Consider the following 26,497-nt stretch of genomic DNA (forward strand, 5'->3'; position numbering starts at 1 on the left):
GAAATTGATTTTTATACAAACCTATGAGAATCACGTTTGTTAGGTTAATACAATCTGCTCATGTTATTATGGAAAATCAAACATTGTTACTGGTTACAGAACTTAAAAAATTATTAAATGGGGGTGGAGCACATGTAGGGTTTAAAGATGCTGTTGCCAATCTGCCTTTTAATCTCTTGGGCGAAAAGCCTTACAACTTACCTTATAGCATTTGGCAATTGGCCGAACACATTAAAATCGCCCAGTGGGATATGCTTGAATTTAGTAAGGACAGATCGCATCAATCGCCTAAATGGCCAGACGAATATTGGCCTAAAGAACTGGCGCCTAAGGATGAACAAACCTGGAACAATACACTAAAACAGATTGATGCTGATTTGAAAGAATTTATTGCTTTGTTAGATTCTTCAGATTTATATATGCCAATTCCGCATGGCGATGGACAAAGTGTATTACGTGAGGCCTTGCAGATTGCCGATCATAATGCCTATCATATTGCTGAAATTGTGGTGATCAGGCGTTTGTTGGGCGCCTGGAAAAGTTGAGCGTTTTTAACCACAGATGTACACAGATAAACACGGATTATCTCTGTGTACATCCTTTCCATCTCGCCAAATCGGGATAAGTAGTGGTTAATTATATTTGATTGTGCCCGGGTTTAGCTTAATGATATTGTCTCGTTTGGGCCTGTACTTTGCCGCTTATGCGGCTGGTTACTATGGTTTTAATCAGCTAAATTTAACTGTTCGTTCTCATGAACTTGAAAAAAGAAAAAGATTTATGTTACAAAACTCAAAAGCATTCAGCTCATTTTCTGTAGACGATGTACAGAAAGCAAAAGATTTTTATCAGGGAGTATTGGGTATCGAAGTTAAAGATAATCCAATGGGCTTAATTGAATTGGTTATTTCCGGATCAGCAAATGTATTACTTTATCCAAAGCCTAATCATGTTCCGGCAACTTTTACGGTGCTTAATTTTCCTGTCGAAAATATAGATCAAGCCGCCGACGAACTTATTGCCAAGGGAATAAAGTTCGAGATTTACAATGAAGCGTATCTTAAAACGGACAGTAAAGGCATCTCCAGGGGAAACGGTGGGCCAAACATTGCCTGGTTTAGAGATCCTGCTGGCAATATTTTGTCCATTTTGGAAACTGCTTAGGCATGACTTCCGAAGTTTGCGTGATGGCCTGGCGCTTTACCAACTTTGGAAGTCTTTCCAGGCCAAACTTAAGAAGTTTTTTTTCCTTAAAGCGAAATTCCATGGTCGGTGGCTCACCGACCAAAGATAATCTTGCCCTAAATAAGGCTTACAAAGTTTCCAGGTATTCAGTCCCAGGATTAAACTTTGTGAGTCTTGAAATTAACCTATCAGCCCAAAGCATTGATGTGCAATTTCGTATTCTTCATTAGTTGGGATAACCAATATCTTAACCTTTGAATCAGCTGTGTTAATCTCTTTCCGTTCACCTTTATAGGCTGTATTTTGAACTGGATCCAATTCAATGCCCAGGTAATCGAGTGAAGAACAAACGGCCTCGCGCATACTGCTGTCGTTTTCACCCACACCTGCTGTAAATACAATCGCATCTATGCCATTTAAAATAGCCGCGTAAGCACCAATAAATTTCTTGATCCTATAGGCATACAGTTTTAGCGCTAAAATTGCAGCTGCATTTCCTTCTCCAACCATTTTTCTAATATCGCGCATATCACTTGAGCCACCTACACCTAAAAGTCCCGATTGTTTGTTAACCAGGGTGCTTAACTGCTCTAAAGTATATCCAGCATGCTCCATTAAGTGAAAAATAACTGATGGATCTATCTCCGGAACGTGTGCCCATCATTAATCCACTTAGAGGCCCAAAACCCATGCTGGTATCTATCGATTTACCATTTTTAATAGCCGTTATACTGCAGCCGTTGCCTAAGTGAATGCTGATTATTTTAGTGTCTTTTTTATTTAACCAATTAATCGCCTGTTCGCTTACATATTTATGGCTGGTGCCATGAAATCCATATACCCTAATGCCATGCTCTTTATAATACCATTCTGGAATGGCATAACGATATGCCTGTTCTGGTATGGTTTGGTGAAATGCGGTATCGAATATGGCAATTTGTTTGGCATTTACAAAAGTCTGCTCGGCCACTTCAATGCATTTATAATTAACCGGATTATGCAGAGGGGCAAGCGAAAATAACTTTTTGATCTGATGTTTTACATCATCAGTAATAATGGTCGGACCAGAAAAATGTTCACCACCATGCACTACACGGTGACCAACAGCGGTAATATCATCAGGACTCGCAATTACTGCATATTCTCCCTGGGTTAATAATGCCAAAACCTGTTTTAATGCTTCACCATGGTTGGATATAAAACCTGTTTCTTCTATACTGTGCTTTTTGTTATTGGTATAAACCGTATGTTTTATAAACGAGCCCTCAATGCCAATCCGTTCTACCAGTCCGCTGCAAACAGGCGCTTTTTCTGGCATTTTAAAAAGCTGGTATTTTAAAGAGCTACTTCCTGAATTGATTACTAAAATGTTCATATTAAATATCCTGGCATTGAATTGCTGTAATTACAACAGTATTAAAAATATCATCTACCGTACAGCCACGGCTCAAATCGTTTATCGGTTTGTTTAAGCCTTGCAACATTGGGCCAATAGCCAATGCCCCGGTTTCGCGTTGTACTGCTTTGTAGGTATTGTTTCCGGTATTTAGATCGGGGAAGATGAGTACACTCGCTCTGCCCGCTACTTCAGATCCAGGTAGTTTTTGTTTACCTACAAGTGGGTCTACTGCGGCATCATATTGTATCGGCCCTTCAATTTTTAGTTCCGGATGCCTTGCTTTAACTATGGCAGTGGCTTCTCTTACGCGTTCTACATCTTCACCTTCCCCTGATGTGCCAGAAGAATAAGATAACATGGCAATGCGGGGCTCAATGCCGAATTTGGCGCTGCTTTCTGCTGAAGAAATGGCTATTTCTGCCAGCTGTTGTGCTGTAGGATTAGGGTTAACCGCACAATCGCCAAATATGGCCACCCGTTCTGGCAGGCACATAAAGAAAATGGATGAAACCACCGATACGCCTGGCTTTGTTTTAACAAACTGCAAAGCAGGTCTGATGGTGTGCTGGGTGGTATGAACGGCACCCGAAACCATTCCATCGGCATCGCCTTTATAAACCATCATGGTCCCGAAATAAGAAACATCGGTCATCATATCTCTGGCCATTTCCAAGTTTACATTCTTGGCTTTTCGTAATTCATGTAAAGTATTTACATAGTCATTGTAATGGGCAGATTGTATGGGATTATGTATTTTTAAAGTATTGGTATCCAGATTCAATCCAAGTCTTTTAATGGTATTGATAATTTCGGCTGGATCGCCTAAAAGTGTGATGTCTACAATATCCTGGGTAATCAGCTTCTCCACTGCTTTTAAAATACGTTCGTCATTTCCTTCTGGTAAAACGATATGTTTTTTATCACGTTTGGCCCATTTAACCAATTGGTATTGAAACATATGTGGGGTAATGCCCTGGTAGCTAAAAGTGATAATTTTATCATCAAGTGCCTTAATGTCAACATATTTTTCGAAAAGCTCTATCGCGACTGCAATTTTCTTTTTGTTTTCAATTGTGATTTTTGAGTGGATACTACCAATGGTTGTAGTGGTTTCGAAGGTTCCCTTCTTGACTGCTATTATTGGGATAATGGTCTGTAAACCTTCAATCAATTTAATAATCGGCTCATCGGGTAAACTACCTGCGGTTAAAACAATACCTGCAATTTTTGGATAATTGGCTGATAAATTAGCTTGAAGGGCGCCAATAATAATATCACCCCGATCGCCAGGAGTAACAATAAGCAGGTTATCTTTAATGTGCCTTAAAAAATTAGGCAACATCATAGCGCCGGTTACAAAATTATCAACCTGGTTGTCTAATAATTCAGATCCAAAAAGCACTTCGCCACCTAAGGCTAAAGTAATTTCTTTCATGGTTGGACTTTGCAAACCAGTTTCAGTCGGGATAACGGCTATGAGCAGTTCTGCTGGCAATTGATTGGTTAACGCTTGTTTAATACGCTCTGCCTCCTCTGGATTCACCATATTGGCCACTACACCTAATACCTGTACATCGCGCAGCAGGAAATTACGGTAGATATTGATGGCTGATTTAAAAAGCTGACTTGCGGTTTTGTTTTTTCCTGATACTACTATTAAAACAGGTGCACCCAGGTTTTTGGCCATTAAGGCGTTCGATTCGAATTCAAAGGCCATGCCTTCACCTAAAAAGTCGCTACCCTCGATTACCGTAAAGTCATAATTATCTTCAAGCTTTTTATATTTACTGATGATGGTATTGATAATCGTTCCGCTATCTTCTGATTGGTGGAGCATTTCCTGTCGTGTAAAGGCAAAAGCATCCTCATATTTAACAGGGAGCGAAAAATAATCTAACATGGCTTCTACATGTTCATCCTTTTTATTCGGGTCGTCTTGTGCAATAATCGGTTTAAAATAACCTACTTTTTGGGTTTTGGCCAATAACATATTGATCATCCCGAATGCAATTACTGATTTTCCGGTATAGGGCTCGGCCGAAGCAATGAATATATTTTTAGTCATAAATAAGGATCAAAGTATAGGAATAACCAATTATGCCCAATATAGTCTGAAATATTTATTTTAAAAACTAAAGTAGGTTAAGTTTTACCAATCGATTAGAAAACCTGAGCCAGATATTTAAGCAGCCATAAATAGGAAAGGCATGATTGTTTGTATCACAAATATAGATTTGTCATCCTGAAGGCTAATTTATGGTATAAAAATCAATATGAGTGACAGGAAGGGTTTTATGGAGGTGATAGCCTAGAGGTAATCGTCATTCCCAACTTGATTGGGAATCTTAAATCGCTTGCATTAAGATTCCCGCCTGCGCGGGAATGACGACTACGCTAACGGATTCTGTCAATGATAGCCTGTGGAAGGACTAGTTTACTACGTTATGAGGATTTCGATTACTTGTTGTGATTCAAAGAGAGATTCAAATTGGCCCTTCTTGCCAATAGTGGAGCTGTAACAGTTAAATTGAATCGCTTTTATGCATTTGATTCGATCAATAACTTTAACATTTTCAGCCTATGTATAAGTGGCAGATTTACTTTTGCATCGGGATTGAGTTTTAGCGGCATAAAGTGACTTTCCAGGAAATGAGCATAATCAGTAATTACGGTAGCCTGATTAAGATAAATTGGAACCTGCTGCTTTCCGGCCTGGGCAAAAAAATCTTCTAACTGCTGTACTTCTTGGATGGTCATACCGCAAAGTTATCATTCTATTTTAAGCGGATCGAATTAAATTCATCTGATAGACAGTATCTGCCTAATGCTCAATCACAATGATTTTTAAATATTGTCTGGTTATATCTGTAATTTATTTTTGTGCTAAAAATTTTAGTTTAAATTTGTGCATCCCTAATTAATTGTTTTTCTAATCGTGTGGCCAGAGAATGGATAATAGTGAAATAAGAAAAGATATTCATCGTGTTGAAATTGTTCCAGATGTTTCTTCACTTAAAAAGGAATTTTACCGAAAAGAAACGGCGTGGCACCGGGATTGGAAGTTGGCTTTTCCGCCGTCGTTTAGAGAGGTTGCCTTTTACGATGTGGCTAATACTGATATTCATCGGGCGGACATATTTACGCCATCAGGTTATACCATTGAGTTTCAAAATTCCCCAATAACACTTACCGAACTCAACAGTAGGGAGGCTTTTTATCCTAATTTGATATGGGTATTAAACGGTAAAAAATTTAAAGGCTTTAAAATATTGAAACATCTGCCTGATGTGGATGATCCGAAACTAAAGGATTATGAGTTCTGTCATTCCGATCACCTTTCGATGGTTAGGAAAGCAGAGGTAATGCAGGGAATAGCCAATCCAAAAATACTTAATTTTTACCATCCGGAACTTCAGGAGATTAAATTCACCTCAAACTTATATTCTTTTTGCTGGAAACAACCGCATAGTGTATGGTATTCAGCTACCGCTAAAATTATTGTTGACTTAGGGGGACATTTTTTATATGAACTAAAACAGCGTAAACAACTAAATGGAAATTATCCATACCTAAAAATGTTGAGGAGAAAAAACTTTATCGATTGGCACACCCCGCCGGAAATTTAGGATAAAATGAGTAAGAAGCGCATCTGGAATTACAATACAGACCTCTGTAAAGAACATCCGTATAATGGAAAAATAACGTATTAAACCCCTGGTGTTACCTTAAGAGGTTTAATACGCTAAACTATTATTTCATGCTGTCATTAATCTTGTTGATCATTACCAAATGGCTTTGAACAATGGGTGCAGTTTTAGTGGCAAATGCTTTAAGATCTGCATCTTTCCCATCTCTTGATTCATCTTCCATCAATTTTAAGGTAGATTTATGTCCGCTAACCATAGCATCAACATAGGCTTTATCAAAATCAGCACCCGTTTTTTTGCTTAGGTCATCCATTTTTTTCTTGTGCTCATCATCTACTGTACTCGGAAGCGTAATATTTTTTTGTTTTGCTATCGCAGTTAATTCGGTATTTGCCATACCATGGTCTTTAACCATCATGGTTGCAAATTCTTTAACCTGGGGATTACTGCTTTTTTCGAGGGCCATTTTTCCCAATTCTACTTCAGCCATACCGCCAACAGCTGCCTGTGTAGTAAATTTGGCATCAGCTTCTTCCACTGTAATCCCTCCGGTAGCCGCGGTATTTGTGGTGGTATCTTTTGCCATGTTTAAACTGTCGGCACTTTCTTTGGCATCTTTATTTCCACCATTACAAGCCTGGAAGGCTAGGGCAGAAATGGCCATTACATACATTAACTTTTTCATATACATTGTTTTTGTTGTATATGGATAACATGTTTTAGCGCAAAAGGGTTTTAAGCTTTTTGAATATTTTTGGATTCAGACAACGGTTTGGTAATCAGAAAGCTACGCCTGTTTTAGGGTCGTTAAGATGTTGTGGTTAAATATTTGTCAATTCTTATTTGGACTTGATCTAAATAGAGGCTATATTTGCCGAAAATAAAAATGCCACACGGTTCGGACCCGTGTGGCTAAACCGGAAATCCGGCTCACCTTTAATCTCCATTAAAAGCCATGCAAATTAAGAAAATTTTGCTATTGGGCATGTTATGTGCCTGTGTAATTTTTACTTCTGCCCAAAATCGATTGTCGAGTATCTCGGGGCAAATTAAAACCAGTGATGGTAAGCCTCTTCCCGGAGCCACGGTTAAAATCCACAAAATCAATTATGGCACCTTAACAGATCAAAACGGAAATTTTAAACTCTTAAATATCCCTGGAGGTAATCACACTTTACAGGTATCTGCAGTTGGTTTTAAAACACAGAAAAAGGAAATTAATATTACCGATGGGCAGGCCGGGAACCTCAGTTTGAGCCTGTCAGAATCTTCTGAACAAATGGAAACCGTTAACGTTATCGGTAGAACAACAAATCAGGAAGTTAACCGGCAGGCTTTTAACGTAACTTCTGTTGATGCCAAAAAACTTTACAATACAACACTTGATATTTCTGGGGCTTTAGATCGTGTAGCGGGTATACGGGTAAGAGAATCAGGAGGGGTTGGTTCCAATTTTAACCTTTCTTTAAATGGATTTTCTGGTAATCATGTGAGGTATTTTATTGATGGGATCCCAATGGACAATTTCGGATCATCATTTCAAATTAACAACATTCCCATTAATATTGCCGATAGGATTGAGGTGTATAAAGGTGTGGTGCCGATGTGGTTGGGTTCTGATGCCTTAGGTGGCGCCATTAACATTGTAACCGGCGATCGTTACCGCAATTATGTTGATGTTTCTTACTCATTTGGATCATTTAATACGCACAGAAGCGTAATCAACGCGGCAGTTACTTCAGCAAACGGCTTAACTTTTCAATTAAATGCCTTTCAGAATTATTCGGATAACAATTATAAGGTAAATGTAGAAGCCTCTGATATTTATACCGGCGCTTATGCACCCACTGCATCTTTAAGGAGGTTTAACGATACTTATCACAATGAAACGTTAATCGCAAACGTGGGTGTAGTGGGTAAAAGCTATGCGGATAAACTGTTGTTTGGAATTACTGTTGGTCAAAATTATAAAGAAATACAAACCGGAGCCAGGATGGTCTCAGTTTTTGGTGGCTGGCACCGCAGGGGGAACATTTTAATGCCCACCTTAAAATATAAGAAAGAAAACCTGATTAAAGGTTTAGATGTGACCATTAACGCCAACTACAATTTAGGTAACGAACAGAATATAGATACTTTAAATGTTCGGTACGATTGGTATGGAAACAGCAAACCTAACGGAACAAATGGCGAACGCTCCAGGAGTTTATACAAATACAAAAACAACAATGGCCTGGCCACAACCATGTTGAACTATAAGATTGACGACAATCAATCTGTAGCGGTAAGCAATGTATTTACCACTTTTAACCGAAAAGGTAACGACGAGTTAAACCCAAGCAATGCAGATTACGAAAGGCCAAAGAAAACCAATAAAAATGTTTTGGGGCTAGGCTATAATTTCGATGTGAAAGACCGATGGAGTGCAACAGTTTTCGGAAAGTACATTAATCAGGGCAATGTTAACGGAAGTGGCAGCACTGCTGGTAAAAATAGTATCGACAGGCTGGGTTATGGCGCTGCAGCTACTTACTTTATTAACCGGAATATGCAGTTAAAAGCCTCTTACGAGCTTACTAACCGCATGCCAGAGGCACAGGAGATTTTCGGTGATGTAGAAAATCAGGATGCCAACCCAAGCTTAAAGCCCGAAAAAAGCGATAATTTTAATTTAGGCCTTAGCTATGGTTTCTCTATCAACAAGGAACATAACTTCTCTTTTACGGCCAATGGTATTTACCGTAACGCCACCAATTTTATTTACAACCGGTTGAATCAAAATCAATCAAAACTTGTTGCCGATAATCGTGATGGCGTGCGTACGGTAGGTGGCGATGCAGAAATCAGATATTCGTATAAGAACTGGCTGAGTATTGGTACCACAGTGACTTACCAAAACCTAAAAAACCTTCAGAAATACGAGATTAATCCAAGTACCGGAGAGAAATTTACAAATGTAAGTATTGTATACCTCGATCAGATGCCGAATATCCCTTATTTATATGGCAATGGAGACGTTTCTGTTTCTTTAAAAGATGTGGGCCGTAAAGGCAATAACCTGTCTATAGGCTATAACTTATTATATGTGCATGCCTTTTGGCTGTACTGGCCTAGTCAGGGTGCAGTTGGCGACAAAAAAGTTATTCCACAGCAGTTTAACCACGACTTAAACTTTGTTTACAGCTTAAAACAAGGTCGCTACAATATTGGATTGGAAGCCAAAAACATCACTAATGCCGACCTCTTCGACAATTTTAGTCTTCAAAAACCGGGAAGGGCGTTCTACCTCAACCTGAGATATTTTATCAATAAAATAAATAATTAATACAAAAAAGTAATATGAAAACAAACTTTACCAAAGCGTTTATAGCTTTAGCTTTCGCTGCCGTACTTACCTCGTGTTCAAAAAAAGAAGAAGGCGAAACCGTTCCGGAAGACCCAGGAAACTTTATCCTGGCTGTTACACCAGTAGCCTCTACAGGTGTTGCCGATTATTTGCTTACTGCCAGTGATCTGGATAAAGGCACAATCTCTACCGCAGGAAACGGAGTAGAGCAAGATGGAACCTATCGTTATTATGTTACGCACAACAATAAGTTTTTCAGTATGCTTTACGGACAGGGAAATCCAGGTGCGGTAACCACCTACAATATTCTGGCTGGTAAACTAAACAAGGTATCTAATTTTCAAACCGAAACAGTTCAGGCTTTTGCACCAGTTAATGATGATTTGTTATTGGTTAAAATCCCAAGAAATTTAGCCGCTCCAACAGCAAGCTGGTATAAAGTAAATACCAACAGCCTTTTAATTTCTGGCGAAGGCACATTAGATGCCACAGCGCCTGCAAACAATGGAGAAATTGCCCACTTTAGCTGGATTAAACAGGTTGGAAACAAAGTTTATGCACCATTTTTCTCGATTAACGGCAGTAGATTCTGGACAAAATATCCAAATACAGCCTGGATAGCCGTTTATTCTTATCCTGAAATGAAATTAGAGAAAGTAATTAAAGATGACCGTACAAGTTTTATTGGGAGATATTTTACTGATGGGCTGGGCGTAGTTGAAAATGGTGATGTTTATGCATTTTCTAGCTCGGTAGCTGTTGATGATAATACAGAAACAACTGATGTGCTGACCGATTCGAAAATCACGTCTACCAAACCATCGGCCATTACCAAAATCAAAGCGGGTACAACTGAGTTTGATTTAACTTATTTCCTTGATTTTGAATCTGTTTCGGGTGGTTATGTAATTACCAACTGGATTTATATCGGCGGCAACAATTTCATTGTAAATGCAGTATTAAAAGCAGATAAAGGTGCTTATGTGGTAGGTAAAACAATCGGTGTTTTAAACGTGGTTGATAAAACATTCAAAAAAGTTAGCGGGTTGCCTGCTGAAACTGCCATTTCTAGCATCACCACAAACAATTATACACCAAAAGATGGAAAATTGGCTTACCTGGGTTTCAATTTAAGCGATGGTACAAGCTACGTATATAAGATCGATGCTGCCACAGCAACCGCTACAAGGGGCTTAAAAGTAGAAGGTGGGGTAATTACTGCCGTTCAGCATTTAAAATAACTACAAAATTATCATCTCAAAAAAACTAAAGAGAACAATGGCAACGGTAAACAAAACTACTCCTGTAAAGAAAAAAAATAAAGATTCGCTATTTAACAGGATCAATAAATGGCTTCACCTCTGGCTAGGCCTGGTATCGGGCGTCATTGTTCTTATTGTTTGTATAACGGGCTGTATCTGGGTTTTTAATGAAGAAATTACAGGTTTATTGGAGCCTGAAACCAAAATTGAAAAGCAGGATAGGCCTGTTATTACGCCATCACAACTTAGTGCCATTGCTTTCAAACTTTATCCTGAAAAAATTCCTTCGTATGCACAATACCAACAGGGCAGGGCAATCAGCTTAAATTTGAGAGGGAAAAAAGATGAGGGAAGACGAGGCGGAGGAACCAGTTTAAAAATTAATCCTTACACCGGTGAAGTGATTAGCACTGTAGTCCATAAAAAAGGAGAAGTAGATTTTTTTAGGTTTATCCTGAACGGTCACCGTTTCTTATGGTTGCCTTATGCGATCGGCAGACCGATTGTAAACTATGGTACCATGATATTTGTGGTTTTATTAATTACAGGCTTAATTTGGTGGTATCCAAAAAAATGGAACAAATCTACCCTTGATAAAAGTTTCCAAATAAAATGGGGTGCCTCATTTAAAAGGGTAAATCTTGACCTTCACAATGTACTTGGCTTTTACTCTTTGATATTTTTGCTTTTTATCGCTTTAACGGGAATGGTTTATGGCATTAAATGGTACAGCGAAGGTTTGTATTGGGTAACTTCAGGGGGCGATAAGTTAGGCGATTTTCAACGCTTAGAATCGGATTCTTTGGCTGTTGGAAAATTTTATACCCCACAAAAAGCAATGGATCTCGCCTGGCAAAAAGTAATCAGCCGTCATCCTAAATCGCAGGGCTTTTATTATAATTTTCCCGATACTTCAAAAGCGAAGGCAACGATCAATATTACGGTTTATCCCAATACGGGCCAGTTTTACAATAACCAGGGTTATACTTTCGATCAGCATACTTTAAAGGAGTTTAAGCGTGAAGGCGTTTATTCCATTTCTTACGAAGAAGCTGGCTTTGGTGGAAAACTCCGAAAAATGAATTACGATATCCATGTAGGAAGTATTTTAGGTTTTCCCGGCAAAGTGATGGCTTTTTTAGCATCATTAATTGGCGCAAGTTTACCCATTACTGGTTTCCTGATCTGGTATGGCAGAAAATTCAAGAAGAAAGCCGTAAAAAAAGAGCCTGTTTTAACCGAAGGTGGAAATAAGCCTGCTGTTTTAAAGCCGAGGGGCAAAATTCCGGTTAAAAAAGTGGAAGAAGTTTTGGAATAGGTTAGGGTTTTTTAGCCACAGATAAACACAGATTTGTCTCGGTAGAGGAGATCGTCAATTGCGAGGCAAGAAGCAATCCTACTATTATAGGTGGGTATTTAAATATTAATACCTTTCATACCTAGCGATCGCATTAAGATTATTCATTTTTGCATATATTTTTAAAGGCATTCATGAGCTCAATCGTTCGGTTAGCTTCGTGCCTCGCAATGACGACTTTTCTATAGAATTCTATCATTGGTAATTTGATTCCTACACCTTGATCCCCACATAAAAATTGGAACAGCATGCAACGACAAAAGAAGAGTTTGTATCATAAAATAGAATTGTCATCCTGAGCTTGTCGAAGGATCTGTTTTAATGTTTACAAGGCGTTTCGACAGGCTCAAGGTGACAATTCAAAGTGAATTACAAATATGATACAGCCTCTTCTTTTTTAATTGTTTACAATTTTACCCTTTTAGCTTTTGGCTCAGGTTTTTCAGGTAATTGTATCGATAAAATCAAATCAATACTTTCCGAATTGGTTTCATAATCGGCTGCAATTTTTTCCCATCTTTTTAATTCTGCCTGTAAGGTTTCAATTTCCTTACCTAATGATTCGATCTTATTCTGGATTGATTTTCTAACGTTTGTATTTGCCATAACACAAAATTATGATTTGATGGCATATCTTTAAACTTCTTTGTGGCAAGCGTGTATATAAAAAATGCTAAGTGTTCTATTTCAGGGAGTTTTATTCTCATAAAATTTTCAACAATAGTGAAGAACCACGGGAATTGTGTGCGATAGGGTAAAATTGTGTAATCATTTGCTATTTTTACCCAACATCCTGATAAATATGAAGAAAAATAGTAGCTGCGATCTTAAAACCTGCTTTATGTGCCGACTTACATTAAAAGAATGGCATTCTGCTATTGAAGGTCATAAACGGAATTTTATCGCAAAAAAAGGAGAGGTGATTATCAAAGAAGGCGATCCTGTTAGTGGTGTTTATTTTGTAACTTCAGGCAATGTAAAAGTGCATAAGCACTGGGGAGATAAAGAACTGATTTTACGTTTTGCAAATGACGGCGCCATATTCGGTCATCGGGGAATTAGCAGCAGCATTTCTACCTACCCAATCTCTGCAACTGCTTTAGAAACCACTAAACTTTGTTTTGTTGATATTGAATTTTTTAAAACCACAATAAAAGTAAACCAGGAATTTGCCTATGGCTTATTGATGTTTTACGCTGACGAGTTACATGCATCAGAAAAGAAAATGCGTAATTTGGCTTTAATGTCGGTTAAAGGGAGGCTTGCCGTAGCTATTTTAGGATTGAGAGATCAATTTGGCTTAAATGCTGAAGGCTTTTTAAATTTGGCTTTAAGCCGTCAGGATCTGGCTGCCTTTACCGGTGCAACTTACGAAACCGTTTTTAGGACGATGAATGAACTGCTCGCTGAAAAATTAGTTGTAGTTAACGGAAAGCAGATCGGTATTTTAAACGAGGCTGGATTAATAGATTTGAGTAGTAAATAATTAAGGTTTGTAATTTTTTAAAATTCGGTTTTTGCCTCACTGAAGGTTAATTTATGGAGTAAAAATCTATATAAATGACATGATTTTAAGAAAGTGATAGTGTTGGGGTATCGTCATTCCCAGAGGTCCGTTTTTTTTAGCAAAACAGAGGAGTTGGGTGACATGTAAGATAAATCGTCGTCTCGACCGCATTGGAGAGATCTTTTAACATAGTCCAAAGATCTCTCCACTCCGCATTTGCTTCGGTCGAGATGACGCCAATTTTAGAATCTGTCATTGGTAACTCGATTGGGAACCACGAAGTGCTCATCGCAGATAATCTTAATGCAAGTGCTTTAAGATTCCCGCCTGCGCGAGAATGACGACCACACTAATGGATTCTGTCATTGATAGCGTACTCGAAGTGCAGTTTAATACACTTGCTTCGTTTGTTTAACTTGGTTTTTTAATTATTGATATTATATGTTAGGAATCGTTTTATGTGGTGGACAAAGTTTGCGCATGGGCACTGATAAAGGTTTGCTTAACCATCAGGATAAACTTTGGGGGCAGGTGGCAGCTGATAAATTGGGATCGCTTGACCTCCCTGTAAAGTTTTCAGTTAATCCATTGCAACAATCCACTTATACAGGTTATTTCGGCAATGAGCGGTTGATCGTAGATGATCCTTCACTTGATGTCAGAGGTCCGTTATTGGGTGTGCTTTCTGCACATTTATCAAATCCTGAAGAAGATTTGTTTTTATTGGCCTGCGATATCTTACTGATGGAAACCAGGTTATTGGAAAAACTTATGCATTCGGCTAAAGCTGATGATTCTTTCGGTGCCTATATCTTTACCAAAGATGATCAGCAGGAGCCTTTATGTGGAATTTATAAATCGGAAGGGTTAAAAAGCATCATCTTTATGCTGCAAAATGATACGCTGGTTAAACATAGTATGAAATATGTATTGGGCAATTTACGGGTCTGCGAAATTGCTGTTGAGGATCAGGATTACCGTTATTTTGGTAATTTTAATTCCCATGCCGAAATAAATGGCTTATAACAATTGCAAAGCCGATTGATCAATTTTAGTGAAATTATCTTTCTCCCCATCGCAAAGCGTACAACAATAATCGTTAGGTAAATCATTAAATGCAGTACCCGGATTAATGTTGTTTTCAATTTCTCCGATCCGCTCGTTATACACCGTTAAACAGTTGTTACATTGATATAAAAAATCGCCATCTTTTATTACGGTTTCTTCTGCCTGGAAGTTTTGTTTTTGTTTACCTGTTTTAATGGCATTTAAACGATATTTATAGAACTTAAATATCGAACGTCTTACTTGTTCTGGTAACAGGAAACTAGGGTTGCTTCGGCTAAAAATTTCGCCGGTACGCTCGTTGGGGTTAAAATCCTTCGCACATAAAATATCATAAACGGGGAACAGTTTTATGCCCAATAAATTAATGAGATGGCGTTTTTGAATCAGGATACTACTAAAAACCTCACTTTTTTTGCGGGTTTTAATGCCAAAGCAAATCCCAAATGTTCGGGTATCATCAATGCTTAAATGTTTAACCAGGAAGTTTTTTAGTGCTAAACCTTCGTTGCAGTTATCTTCTATCTGAAAATTTAGCTCGTTGGCCGCATGTCGCATATTAATCTCATATTCTTCGAGCAAGGCATTCCAAAGGCTTTTATCTTTCTCGTCAATCCCTTTTATAATAATGGTTTTCCAGGAAGTACAGCACAATTGACCGAGTTTGGTGTCTAGACAAAGTTGACATAGTTTTTTTAAAAACGCGATGCTGAATAGTTCATCGCGCCTGTAAATACCCAGCCAATATTTATTGTTATAACGGTTTAAACCTTCATAGTAAGGCAGAATAAATGAAGATAGAGATACTGTATTTTCTGCTGGTTTAAGAATTAAATTCTCTTGATCTAATTGTGCAAAGAGATCCTCGCCATTAGCCAAAGCATTATCTACAAAGCGCGTTGGGTTGTTTTTAATAATAGTTTCTAACGCTTTGGTAACCTGTGCGATATGATTGGTGTAACAAAGTTGATTCCACTCGTAGGTTACATTGGTTTTTGGAAAGCGGATAATCAAATGCCAGTAATGTTCTGATTCTGAAGAGGCAATCCAGTTAATATTGCCCGTTAGCATGGGCGTGAAACTCTGGTCGCTATCGCAGATATTTACTTTTATTGAAGGTTTAAAATCGATATCATCCAAAATATCTTTGTATACGCCTTCGGTAAGCCAGGTTTTTCGGATAAAAATTTCTTCAGCCGGGTAAGAACTGATGATGTTCGGGAAATTATTGCTGTCTACTTCATAATCAATCCCAAGTTTATCCATTTCACCCGTAAATATGTCAATATTGTAGGTTGCAGTATCAATCAATAACTGCTGGCGGAGGCCAAAACGAACATATTGAATCCTTGCTTTTGTTGCCGCAACCAGAATGTTGTACAGATTGCCCGGTGATATGATGCCGCCTGGAAAGTTAATGATAATGGTTTGATACATAGCTTAACTATTTAGAAGTCCAAATTCTATTATTGCTTTCGGGAAATTCTTGTTTTCGTGCCCTGGCCGGCATAATTTTAAAAGTGCAAATCTTTGGATATTGGTGAGTTTACGCCATTGGCTTATAGAAAGGTGCAGCTGCAATTCAGCCAGTTTTTCTTTAAGCATCATAGGAATTTGGTGTAAATTTCCCCAGTCGGGCAGTGGATCAATAGCCAGTGTGGTGGCCTGGTTTCCGGTATATTTCGCAATCAGTCCAATCAGAAACTGATGATACTTATCTGTTTGTTCTTGAGTTGAGACCGGGAGTAAAGCCAGTTGGATTCTTTCGGATGGATGGAATTTACTCCATTCTGCCAGTTTTAATTTTATTCCTGCGGCATCCATTTTAAAACGCACTACCATAGGGATACAGCGTATATTTTCTTCAATAAAATCTTCTTCGAACTTAAAATATTCAATCCCTTTAAGGTTTTTAAATTCTGAAGGCTCCATTTTTACTTTCATCATTTTGTTTAATTTAAGCATTTTTCAATAGTATACCTTGCTGGAAAAAGAGGTAATCTCAATAATTTAAATTCTCTTCTCTTGCTGTCATGTTGAGCTTGTCGAAACACCTCAAAGCATAATTAATAAGGTCCTTCGACAAGCTCAGGATGACAATCCTTATTTGTGATTAAGGCTAATGACTGACCGCAAAATTATAATCAATCTGCCAACGCAGGCTTAGGTTCCGTTTTTAACACATTTACAAACGAATCTAAAATTGCTTTTACTTCTGGTCTGCAGCTGCCACAGCCCATTCCGGCACCTGTGAGCTGGCAAAGTTGTAAATGATCTTTACAACCATCTTTTATTTTGTTGATCAGGTTGCCTTCGCCAACATTGTTGCAACTGCATACGGTTTTGCCAATAATGGGTTCGGTTGTTTTGCCACTCCTTAACAATTGAAGCCGCTTTTCGCTCAGCTCCATTTTATTTTCAATCAGGTTCCGAAACTCTAAAAATTCGCTTTTGTCACCAATTAATATGGCTCCAACTAATTTATCGTTGTGTACAATACATTTTTTATAATACCGCTTGGCTTTATCGATAAAAACAATTTCCTCATAAGTGGGGTCGTTGTTCGGTATTTCGGCGAGGCCTAAAGAACATAGTTCTAAGCTATGCATTTTAAGGATATTCATCAGCAAACTGCCCTGATAAAATTTCGCAATATCACCACAGAGAAACCGTGCTACAATTTCGGCCTGTTGTTCTGCTGCTGCAGTGATGCCGTACATCTGACCTTTAAATTCTGCAATTTCACCAATGGCATAAATGTCTTTTTCATTGGTTCTCAGGTATTCATCAACCACAACGCCGCGTTTGCATTCAATTCCTGCTTCTTTAATCAGCTCGGTGTTTGGGACTGTGCCAATGGCGATTACCATCGATTCGCAATCAATCAATAAGCCACTTTTTAGCCGGATACCCGAAATGCTTTTTTCGCCGATAATCCGGTCTACCTCATCGTTGTAGAAAATTTCTATACCTTTGCTAATCAGTTCTTCGTGCAATAATTCACTGCCCAATGCATCTAACTGGCGGCCCATTAATCGCGAGATCCTTTGGATGATGGTCACTTTTGATCCGGTTTCGGCCAGGGAAGTGGCCAGCTCGATCCCCAGTAACCCGCCACCTACAATTACTACTTTTCCATTTGTAGTATCGATATGTTTTTTAAAGCTATCGGCATCGTTACGACTACGCATAGTAAATATGCCGTTTAGCTTAGGGATATCCTTAAGCACAAAAGCCCTGCTTCCGGTAGCCAAAAGCAGAACGTCGTAATGGTGGGTTTGGCCACTGCTATCGGTAACCGTTTTATCTTCTTTGTTAATTTTGTCGATGCCTAAACCGCGGTGTAACTTGATTCTGTAATCAGTTTCCTCGCTATCGCTCATTTTAATGAGATTATGCCAGGGTAAAGTGCCAATGATATAATCGGGAAGAAGCACCCTATTGTAAAAAGGGAAATTCTCTTTGCTAAAGATCTCAATATCATCTTCAGTATTTAAAGCCCGATAGCTTTTAACAAAACCGCAAGCGCCAGCACCTGCACCAATAACTATGATCTTTTGCCGTGCTTTTTTGTATAATTTTACCTGTACAGCACTGAACTTAAAATCTGGTTCTTTGCTCTGTGGGTCGACAAGGTTATTGGTGAGATTATTGACACGGTTTAAATCACTTTTTAATATTTTACCCCAATGCATGGGCATAAAAACGACTCCCGGTTTAATATCTTCCGAAAATTTTGCTTTTACACGAACATTTCCACGTAAACTGGAGATTTCGATGATATCATTGTCTTTAATGTTCCGAATTTCAGCATCAAATGGGTTAATTTCTAAAAAAGATTCGCTGATGTGCTGATTCAGTTTATTCACTTTGCCAGTTTTGCTCCGTGTATGCCATTGATCCCTGATTCTTCCGGTGGTTAAAATCAGTGGATGTTCTGGTGTTAAAGCTTCTGATTGGTTCTGATCATCAAATGATAGGATATTGGCCTTTTTATCTGGTGTATAAAACTGATGATCGGTAAATAACCTGGCCGTTCCGAATGCTTTTTCTTCTTTTGGATATGGCCATTGAACGGCTCTTTTTTCTTTTAAAATCTGATAATTAAGACCGCTGATATCAATGTTGGTTCCTGCGGTTAAAGCTGCATGCTCATCGTATATCTCTGCTGCATTATTAAAGTCGAAACCATGATAACCCATTTTTTTTGCAAATCGGCAGATAATTTCTGAGTCTGGCAGCGCTTCTCCAGGGGCTTCAGTTACCTTGCTAAGGTAAGAGATATAACGCCCCGCATTGGTCATGGTGCCCTCTTTTTCAATCCAGGCTGCTGCAGGCAATACCACATCAGCATATTTTAAGGTTTCTACTTTGTTGCTAATGTCTTGAACGACTACAAACTTTGCTTTTTTTAATCCTTCTTCCGCTACGCGGACATCGGGCAGGCTGATTAACGGATTGGTGCATAAAATCCATACTGCTTTAAGTTTTCCGGTATTCAGCTCATCGAACATTTCGGTGGCGGTTAATCCGGGTTTAGCTTGTATGGTACCCAATGGGATCTGCCAGAATTTCTCGACCTCATTACGGTGATTTTCATTAGTTAAAACACGGTGTGCAGGTAACAAATTACTTAAGCCACCAACTTCGCGGCCACCCATGGCATTTGGCTGTCCGGTAAGCGAGAAAGGACCGCTTCCGGGTTTGCCTATGTGACCTGTAATCAGGTTCAGGTTAATTAGCGAAAGGTTTTTGTTGGTGCCCACCACACTTTGGTTAAGTCCCATAGTCCACATGCTGATAAAACCTTTTGCATTGCCGATGTAAGATGCAGCCAAACGAATATCATGCGCTGCTATACCACAAATGTCTGCCGCTTCTTCCAATGAAGTTGCAAAAACAGTAGCCCGGTATTTTTCGTAACCATTAGTACTGTTAATGATAAAATCAGCATCAATTTTTCCATCTTCTATCAAACATCTGCCAATGGCATGATGAAGGGTAATATCGGTACCTGGATTAAGCTGTAAATGAACATTGGCGATTGAACAGGTTTGTGTTTTCCGGGGGTCGCTAACAATAATTTTTAAATCAGGATTTTTCTGCTTTGCGGCTTCAACACGGCGCCATAGGATAGGATGGCACCATGCTGGATTTGCGCCTGCTACAAAAATACAATCAGCAATTTCAATATCATCATAACTAATGGGTACAGTATCTTCACCAAGACTCATTTTGTAACCAACAACCGCGCTGCTCATACATAAACGGCTGTTGGTATCGATGTTATTACTACCGATAAATCCTTTAATTAATTTATTTACTACGTAATATTCTTCTGTTAAACACTGTCCGCTGGCATAGAAAGCAACGCTATCGGGGCCGTGTTTTTTAATCAATGCTTTAAAAACGGCTGCTGTTCTTTCTAGTGCGGTATCCCAACTTACCCTTTGAAGGGGCATGTTTTTGTTGTACCGCATTTCAGGGTAAAGCAGCCTATCGCTTTTATCGTTCGCGGTATAATGAAGATTCATGCCCTTACTGCACAACATGCCTTTGTTTACAGGATGATTTTTATCTCCTTCAACAGTTATGCGTTCATGGATATCTTTATTTACCACAATACCACAGCCCACCCCACAATAGCAGCAGGTGGTTGTTTTGTTCGGCGATATGTTTTTTTCTTCTTTCAAATGATCGGCTTGTATGAATGGTTTTGTTGGCGTAGTTTATTTGCCAGGAGTAAGTACCAGGTCTTCTACTGGTGATGTTTTTTGTGCCATAATGGTTCTGAAGATGAATACTGCAACACCAATCCCGAGGATAATAAAACCGAGGAAAGTAAAGGCGCTGGTATAATCAATCAAATCTTTTTGAACATTAAGGCCATTCTCGATTACATTTTTAGTGGCATGACCAGCTTTGGCTTTAAACATAAATGCAATCAGCATGGCGCCAATATTTCCACCCGCACCTACAATACCCGCTACACTACCAACTGCAAGTGGATTGATGAAAGGAACGAGGCTGTATGTTGCGCCATTGGCCATTTTTAAGCTTAAACCGAAAACAAACATCATAAAAATGGCCATTCCGATATTGCCCGATTTAGCGAACCAGATCAGGCCGATTCCTTCTACCAAAAGCAAGAGTGCGAGTAGAAGTGTTTTGCCATCAAATCCCCATGTTTTACCAATTTTATCGGCAACAATGCCACCCAATGGCCTGGCAAAAATATTAATCCATCCAAAAATACCGGCAACCATCCCTGCAATAGCGATTGTTGCACCGAACGAATCAGTAAAGAAGATTGGCGCAAAGTTATCTACCGTTATTTCTACACCAAAACATGCAGCGTAGGCAATGGTTAAAATCCAGGTGCGGTAATCTTTTGCGGCGAGTAAAAATGTATTTTTGGTGCTTTTTATGTTTTCGTCTTTTAAATCCTTAAAATCTCCCTTTGGGGTGTCTAAAGTATAGCGATGGTATAAAAAGGCACATACTAAAAGCATTACTCCGGGAAAAATCATGGCATATCTCCAGCTATCTTCGGTACTGCAAAAGCCCAGGGCGGTAATTCCGGATGCAATTAGTGGCATAAATAAATTGGCGGCACCACCACCGGCATTACCAAAACCACCAGCAGTTGCATTTGCGGTTCCCTTAATGTTCGAAGCAAACATAATTGAGGTGTGAAATTGGGTAATTACAAATGATGCTCCGATTACGCCTATAGCTAAGCGAAAAAGTAAAAAAGAAGTGTAAGAATGGCTGGTTCCGATTAACAGCACAGGAATGGCGCAAAGTACCAAAAGCCAGGTGTAGATCAGTTTAGGGCCAAATTTATCAATCAATCTTCCGATGAGTAAGCGGGCAATAATAGTAGCCGATACTGACGCAATTTGGATGTTACCCACCTGATCTTTAGTAAGGTGAAGCTGCTCTCTTGCTATCTTCATTAAAGGTGCCATTCCGAACCAGGCGAAGAAACAGAAGAAGAAAGTTAACCATGTAATATGAAAGGTCTTCATCTGAACACCTTTAATCGAAAATATATTAAGTTTATCTAGTGGTTTAGTTGTAGTATTCTGTGTCATAATGGTTGATTTAAGCGTGATAAATTGGTTCTTTTTAAAACTTATAGCCTAAACCTACGCCGACGTTCCATTCGCCATTTTTGACTGCGGTTTTAGGGTTGTAATATAAAGGTACTTGTAAGGCTATATGGTGAAATGCTGCCGTTAAACCAAAACCGAGATTAGGAGTAAGGGCAGCATTTTTTGGCGCACCGGCAGCCACTTTATCTTCTTTGATTCGTAAACTTGGGAGTAGGCCCAGTAAAATAGCGTAAGGTTTTTTGCTGAATTTTATGCTTGGTCCGGTACAGTTTATAAAAGCGCCGTGATCAACGTAACCAGCAACGATAGTTCCATCGAATAAAACCGCTTTAGTTTGCGATTTAGCAGAAAAACAGAACAAGGTAAGTGCAAGGCAGCCTGTTATGGCTACATAATTAGAAATTTTCATATCAGTTTGGTTTGGGTTAAATTTTTATCAGAAAAAGTTTAAATCTTACTGGGTCAGGTTAAGATTTTGGCGTAGTGCCAATATAAACAGTTCCATTTTCTATCTTTACAGGATAGGTTTTTATTGCACATTCATCGCCGCTTAAACATTCGCCAGTGCTTAATGAGAATGTTTTTTTGTGAAAAGGGCAGGCTACCTTAGGTTCGTCGGTAGTAGATCCGATCATTCCACGGCTCAATGCCATTTGCTTTTTGTGCGGGCATTCGTTTTGTGTGGCGTACCACTCATTTCTTCTGGTGAAATAGAAAAGTGCAATCTGATCTTCACCATGTTTTACGCAAACGCCACCGTTCTCAATGGCATCCTCGACTCGGCAGGCTGCTAGCCAATTTGATTGTTCGTTCATGATTTTTGGGTTTTATAAGGTTTGTAAAGATTATTGATTAAACTGTTTTCCATTCGGCGGTTCTTTTTTGTCCGCGCATTTCAACAAATTCTATGGTAGGGTCTTTGTCTTCTGGTGCATTTACAAAATGAGAGAATCTTTTTCTGATTGCAGGGTTTTCAACTGCCTCTTTCCACTCGCATTTATATGAGGCGATTAAATTTTCAATTTCACTTTCCCACTGGGCCGCCATCCCTAAACTATCGTTGATAATTACATTCCGCAGGTAATCTATTCCGCCTTCCATTTTGTTCAGCCAGGTTGCTGTTCGGGTAAGTGGATCGGCAGTACGGATGTAAAACATCAAAAATCTATCAATATACTGGATGCAGGTTTCACTGTCTAAGTCTGTTGCCAATAATAAAGCATGTTGAGGCTTGCTACCTCCATTGCCACATACATATAAGTTCCAGCCTTTTTCGGTGGCAATAATGCCAAAATCTTTACTTTGAGCTTCTGCACATTCTCTGATACAGCCACTTACCGCTGATTTGAATTTATGTGGTGCACGTATACCTCTGTATCTTTCTTCAATCCGGATGGCAAAACTTACGCTATCATGCAAACCAAATCTGCACCAGGTACTGCCAACACAGCTTTTTACTGTTCTTAAGCCCTTTCCGTATGCATGGCCGCTTTCAAAGCCTGCAGCAATTAATTCTTCCCAGATAATAGGCAGGTCGTTAAGGTGCGCGCCAAACATATCTATCCGCTGACCGCCTGTAATTTTGGTATACAGGTTATATTTTTTAGCTACTTCGCCAATTACAATCAATTTGTCGGGAGTAATTTCGCCGCCCGGAACCCTTGGTACTACAGAGTATGAGCCGCCTTTTTGGATGTTGGCCAGAAAACGGTCGTTGCTATCCTGAGCCACGTCGTTTCCTTTTTTAAGGATCATTTCGTTCCAAAGGCTGGCAAGTAATGACGATACTAATGGTTTACATACTTCGCAACCGTCATTTTTACCTAAAGCATCTAATACTGCATCATAACTTTTTAATTCATGAATATGAATGAGGTCAAAAAGCTCTTGTCGGCTATAATTAAAGTGCTCACATATTACATTTTTGATGTATTTACCTTGTGATTTTAGGGTGTAGGTCATTAAATCTTTTACCATCGGCAAACAGCCACCACAGCCTGTACCTGCTTTGGTGCATTTTTTCAGGTCATCAATATTTTCGCAAGAACCATCTGCTACTGCCGAGCAGATATCGCCTTTACTAACACCTTCGCAACTACATATTAATGCGCTATCTGGTAAACCTGTAATTCCGGCTCCGCCTGCAGGTTCGCTTCCTCCACGCGCACCCAGTATCAGTTCTTCAGGGTTTTCTGGTAATACAATGCGGTTATTAGAGGTCTGCAACAGCAAGTTATACGCTGTTGCATCTCCAATTAATATACCTCCTAAAAGGTATTGCCCGTCATTACTAACATTTATTCTTTTATAAACGCCTTTGTGTTTGTTTTCGAAGATGATGGTACGGCAATCCGGCTCGGTAATAAAATTATCACCAAAACTGGCTACATCGATGCCAATCAGTTTGAGTTTGGTGCTCATATCAAAGCCTGTGAAGGCTTTATCACCTTCGCAAAGGTTTGCAGCCAATACTTCTGCCATTTCGTAGCCTGGAGCAATTAAACCATAAATCATTCCGTCGTATAAGGCGCATTCGCCAATAGCAAATACAGCTGGATCGTTGGTCTGCATTTTTTCGTCAACTACAATTCCGCCCCGTGGACCAACCTCAATGCCGCAGGCTTTAGCTAGTTCATCACGTGGTTTTATGCCGGCAGAGATTACCAGCATATCAACATCTAAAGCCGTATCATCACTAAACTTTAATGCAGTAATACGGCCATCACCTTCAATGCTCGTGGTGTTTTTATTTAAATGGATCTGTAAGCCTAAATCTGTAAGCTTCGATTTAAGCATGTCGCTACCGGCAGGATCTATTTGTCTTGGCATTAAGCGCGGTGCAAATTCAATAATACTGGTTTTTTCGATACCCAGATCAATCAATGCTTTAGCGGCTTCTAATCCTAATAAACCGCCTCCTATAACTGAAGCCGTTTTGGCTTTTTTTGCGTAGCCACTAATGAGGTCAAGATCTTCTATTGTACGGTAAACAAAAACACCTTCTTTCTCAATTCCAGGGATATTAGGAACAAAAGCACCAGAACCCGTAGCAAAAACAAGAATATCGTAGCTGTAATCTGAACCATTGGCGGTATAAACTTTTTGAAGGTCGCGGTCTATTTTAGTAACTGGGTTATTGAGAAATAAGGTAATATTTTGTTCCTGATACCAGTTTTCTGTAGAAAGGGAGAGGTCTTCGGCTGTTTTGCCATTAAAATATTCACTTAAATGAACACGATCGTAAGCTCTACGGGGTTCTTTCTCCAAAAACAATAAGATTAAAAGAAGAAGTTTTTGATCTAAGCTTTTCGCAGAATTTATACCCCACCATTCCATTTCCTATTACGATTATTTGTGGTTCTTTCATAAATCTTAAAGGTGTTTAGTGTTTTTTAGTTTCTGTTGGTTGTTTTTTGTTTCGGATTATTTGTTTTTGGTATTATTTTATTAAATAATCGTTTTAAAAATATATAATTTAATATTTATATGATTTTTGATAGTCAAATATATGCTTTAATTATATAAAAAGTTGTTATTGTGTGATTTTTATCATTAAATATTTAACTTTTTAATAAATTTTCATCACTTTTATACTTAAATAGTTAAATCATTAAAATTATGAATCAAAAAACTACTGATTTTGGACTTTTTATAATGGGTGGAGGTCCTGGTGATCCGGAATTAATCACTATGAAAGCTTTTAATGTGCTAAAAAGAGCAGAAGTTATTCTTTATGATAACTTAAGTAATGAAAAATTGCTAGAAATTGCTCCGAAAACATGTAAAATGATCTATGTTGGCAAGCAACCTTATGGAAAATACACGCCACAAGAGAAAATAAATGAATTAATTGTCGAAAATGCTCAAAATTACCAGGTAGTAGTGCGTTTAAAGGGTGGAGATCCTTTTATTTTTGGTAGAGGATTCGAAGAATTGATTTATGCGGAGGCCAGAGGGATTAAATGTCATTATATTCCGGGTATAAGTAGTATGCAAGGAGCAGGTTTTATCGATGTGCCCTTAACACACCGTGGAATTAGCGAAAGTGTTTGGATACTTACCGGAACTAAAAAGGACGGAAGTTTAACCAACGATTTAAAATGTGCGATGAAAAGTTCGGCTACAGTAGTTATATATATGGGGATGAAAAAAGTTGGCGAAATTTCTAAAGCCTATTGCGATGCAGGTTTAGGTGATATGCCTGCAGCAATTATTCAGCATGCTACCTTACCCAATCAAAAACAAGTAGTATGTTCGGTTAAGAATTTACAGGAATCTGCAGAAAACGCTGGTTTAACTTATCCGGCAATTATTATAATTGGTAATGTAGTGCAGGCTAAAGCTTATGCAAATTTAAATCATGGAGAGTTGTTGTCGGCATAGAAAGGTTCATTGGTCATTGGTTAATTTGTCCTGGATTATTAATACATTGGTTAATAGTTTATTGGTTCATGGTTGATAACCAGGTTGCTTATAACGATCCTTAACCTTCTTAATTCCTTAATGGTCAGCTATAGGGTTAACTGTTTAAACTGCTTAATCGGTACCAAACGTCTACAATACTATCGCCGTTTAACCGCAGAGTACGCAGAGAAAATGGCACGGAGTACG

At 38.8% G+C, this 26,497-nt stretch carries 20 protein-coding genes and 1 pseudogene; 9 read left to right on the plus strand and 12 right to left on the minus strand.

The window, feature by feature from the left end:
* The first annotated feature begins 68 nt into the window (after positions 1 to 68).
* Both QF042_RS12395 and QF042_RS12400 read left to right on the plus strand, forming a co-directional pair.
* Positions 69 to 545: a DinB family protein gene (locus tag QF042_RS12395; protein WP_307528753.1), complete on the plus strand. Its 477-nt coding sequence runs from the start codon at positions 69 to 71 to the stop codon at positions 543 to 545.
* A 235-nt stretch (positions 546 to 780) separates the two neighbouring features.
* A complete protein-coding gene (locus tag QF042_RS12400) occupies positions 781 to 1,164 on the plus strand; it encodes a VOC family protein (RefSeq protein WP_307528755.1) in 384 nt (127 codons plus the stop codon).
* 201 nt (positions 1,165 to 1,365) lie between these two features.
* Here the strand turns inward: QF042_RS12400 and QF042_RS12410 are convergent.
* From QF042_RS12410 to QF042_RS12420, 3 genes and pseudogenes are all read right to left on the minus strand, one after another.
* A pseudogene (locus QF042_RS12410) lies at positions 1,366 to 2,560 on the minus strand (acetate/propionate family kinase).
* 1 nt (position 2,561) lies between these two features.
* Positions 2,562 to 4,649 (minus strand): phosphate acetyltransferase, encoded by a 2,088-nt coding sequence (gene pta, locus QF042_RS12415; RefSeq protein WP_307528761.1) that lies wholly within the window; start codon positions 4,647 to 4,649, stop codon positions 2,562 to 2,564.
* A gap of 473 nt (positions 4,650 to 5,122) precedes the next feature.
* Positions 5,123 to 5,341: a hypothetical protein gene (locus tag QF042_RS12420; protein WP_307528763.1), complete on the minus strand. Its 219-nt coding sequence runs from the start codon at positions 5,339 to 5,341 to the stop codon at positions 5,123 to 5,125.
* Between the two features lie 191 nt (positions 5,342 to 5,532).
* Between QF042_RS12420 and QF042_RS12425 the strand changes: the two genes are divergently transcribed.
* Positions 5,533 to 6,210 carry a competence protein gene (locus QF042_RS12425; RefSeq protein WP_307528765.1) on the plus strand — a complete coding sequence of 226 codons (678 nt, stop codon included), beginning with the start codon at positions 5,533 to 5,535 and terminating at the stop codon, positions 6,208 to 6,210.
* A 124-nt stretch (positions 6,211 to 6,334) separates the two neighbouring features.
* On the opposite strand, the gene QF042_RS12430 is transcribed toward QF042_RS12425, so the two are convergent.
* Positions 6,335 to 6,916, minus strand: coding sequence for a DUF4142 domain-containing protein (locus QF042_RS12430; protein WP_307528767.1), 582 nt, complete (start codon positions 6,914 to 6,916; stop codon positions 6,335 to 6,337).
* A gap of 270 nt (positions 6,917 to 7,186) precedes the next feature.
* Here QF042_RS12430 and QF042_RS12435 point away from each other — a divergent pair, with 270 nt between their 5' ends.
* Genes QF042_RS12435 through QF042_RS12445 form a run of 3 tightly spaced genes read left to right on the plus strand, consistent with a single transcriptional unit; the run spans position 7,187 to position 12,157 of the window.
* A complete protein-coding gene (locus QF042_RS12435; protein WP_307528768.1) occupies positions 7,187 to 9,556 on the plus strand; it encodes a TonB-dependent receptor in 2,370 nt (789 codons plus the stop codon).
* 14 nt (positions 9,557 to 9,570) lie between these two features.
* Positions 9,571 to 10,818 carry a DUF4374 domain-containing protein gene (locus QF042_RS12440; RefSeq protein WP_307528770.1) on the plus strand — a complete coding sequence of 416 codons (1,248 nt, stop codon included), beginning with the start codon at positions 9,571 to 9,573 and terminating at the stop codon, positions 10,816 to 10,818.
* 37 nt (positions 10,819 to 10,855) lie between these two features.
* Positions 10,856 to 12,157: a PepSY domain-containing protein gene (locus tag QF042_RS12445; protein ID WP_307528772.1), complete on the plus strand. Its 1,302-nt coding sequence runs from the start codon at positions 10,856 to 10,858 to the stop codon at positions 12,155 to 12,157.
* A gap of 444 nt (positions 12,158 to 12,601) precedes the next feature.
* On the opposite strand, the gene QF042_RS12450 is transcribed toward QF042_RS12445, so the two are convergent.
* Positions 12,602 to 12,802: a hypothetical protein gene (locus QF042_RS12450; RefSeq protein WP_121285015.1), complete on the minus strand. Its 201-nt coding sequence runs from the start codon at positions 12,800 to 12,802 to the stop codon at positions 12,602 to 12,604.
* 235 nt (positions 12,803 to 13,037) lie between these two features.
* Here QF042_RS12450 and QF042_RS12455 point away from each other — a divergent pair, with 235 nt between their 5' ends.
* Positions 13,038 to 13,682, plus strand: coding sequence for a Crp/Fnr family transcriptional regulator (locus QF042_RS12455; protein WP_307528775.1), 645 nt, complete (start codon positions 13,038 to 13,040; stop codon positions 13,680 to 13,682).
* Positions 13,683 to 14,144: 462 nt separating this feature from the next.
* Positions 14,145 to 14,729, plus strand: a complete 585-nt coding sequence (locus QF042_RS12460; protein WP_307528777.1) for a molybdenum cofactor guanylyltransferase — start codon at positions 14,145 to 14,147, stop codon at positions 14,727 to 14,729.
* Here QF042_RS12460 and QF042_RS12465 read toward each other — a convergent pair.
* From QF042_RS12465 to nirB, 7 genes are all read right to left on the minus strand, one after another.
* Positions 14,724 to 16,205, minus strand: a complete 1,482-nt coding sequence (locus tag QF042_RS12465) for a rubredoxin (RefSeq protein WP_307528779.1) — start codon at positions 16,203 to 16,205, stop codon at positions 14,724 to 14,726. The genes QF042_RS12460 and QF042_RS12465 overlap by 6 nt on opposite strands.
* 3 nt (positions 16,206 to 16,208) lie before the next feature.
* Positions 16,209 to 16,715 (minus strand): nitrate reductase associated protein, encoded by a 507-nt coding sequence (locus QF042_RS12470; protein WP_307528781.1) that lies wholly within the window; start codon positions 16,713 to 16,715, stop codon positions 16,209 to 16,211.
* Between the two features lie 197 nt (positions 16,716 to 16,912).
* A complete protein-coding gene (locus QF042_RS12475; RefSeq protein WP_307528783.1) occupies positions 16,913 to 20,461 on the minus strand; it encodes a nitrate reductase in 3,549 nt (1,182 codons plus the stop codon).
* Between the two features lie 36 nt (positions 20,462 to 20,497).
* Positions 20,498 to 21,865 (minus strand): MFS transporter, encoded by a 1,368-nt coding sequence (locus QF042_RS12480; protein WP_307528785.1) that lies wholly within the window; start codon positions 21,863 to 21,865, stop codon positions 20,498 to 20,500.
* Between the two features lie 34 nt (positions 21,866 to 21,899).
* Positions 21,900 to 22,295 (minus strand): hypothetical protein, encoded by a 396-nt coding sequence (locus QF042_RS12485; protein ID WP_307528787.1) that lies wholly within the window; start codon positions 22,293 to 22,295, stop codon positions 21,900 to 21,902.
* Between the two features lie 58 nt (positions 22,296 to 22,353).
* Positions 22,354 to 22,701, minus strand: coding sequence for a nitrite reductase small subunit NirD (nirD, locus tag QF042_RS12490; protein WP_029276048.1), 348 nt, complete (start codon positions 22,699 to 22,701; stop codon positions 22,354 to 22,356).
* Positions 22,702 to 22,738: 37 nt separating this feature from the next.
* Positions 22,739 to 25,153, minus strand: coding sequence for a nitrite reductase large subunit NirB (nirB, locus tag QF042_RS12495; protein ID WP_307528792.1), 2,415 nt, complete (start codon positions 25,151 to 25,153; stop codon positions 22,739 to 22,741).
* 351 nt (positions 25,154 to 25,504) lie between these two features.
* On the opposite strand from nirB, the gene cobA reads away from it, so the two are divergent.
* On the plus strand, positions 25,505 to 26,269 hold the full coding sequence (gene cobA, locus QF042_RS12500; protein ID WP_307528795.1) for a uroporphyrinogen-III C-methyltransferase: 765 nt from the start codon (positions 25,505 to 25,507) through the stop codon (positions 26,267 to 26,269).
* Positions 26,270 to 26,497 lie beyond the last annotated feature (228 nt).

This window comes from Pedobacter sp. W3I1 (assembly GCF_030816015.1).
Taxonomy (GTDB): Bacteria; Bacteroidota; Bacteroidia; order Sphingobacteriales; family Sphingobacteriaceae; genus Pedobacter.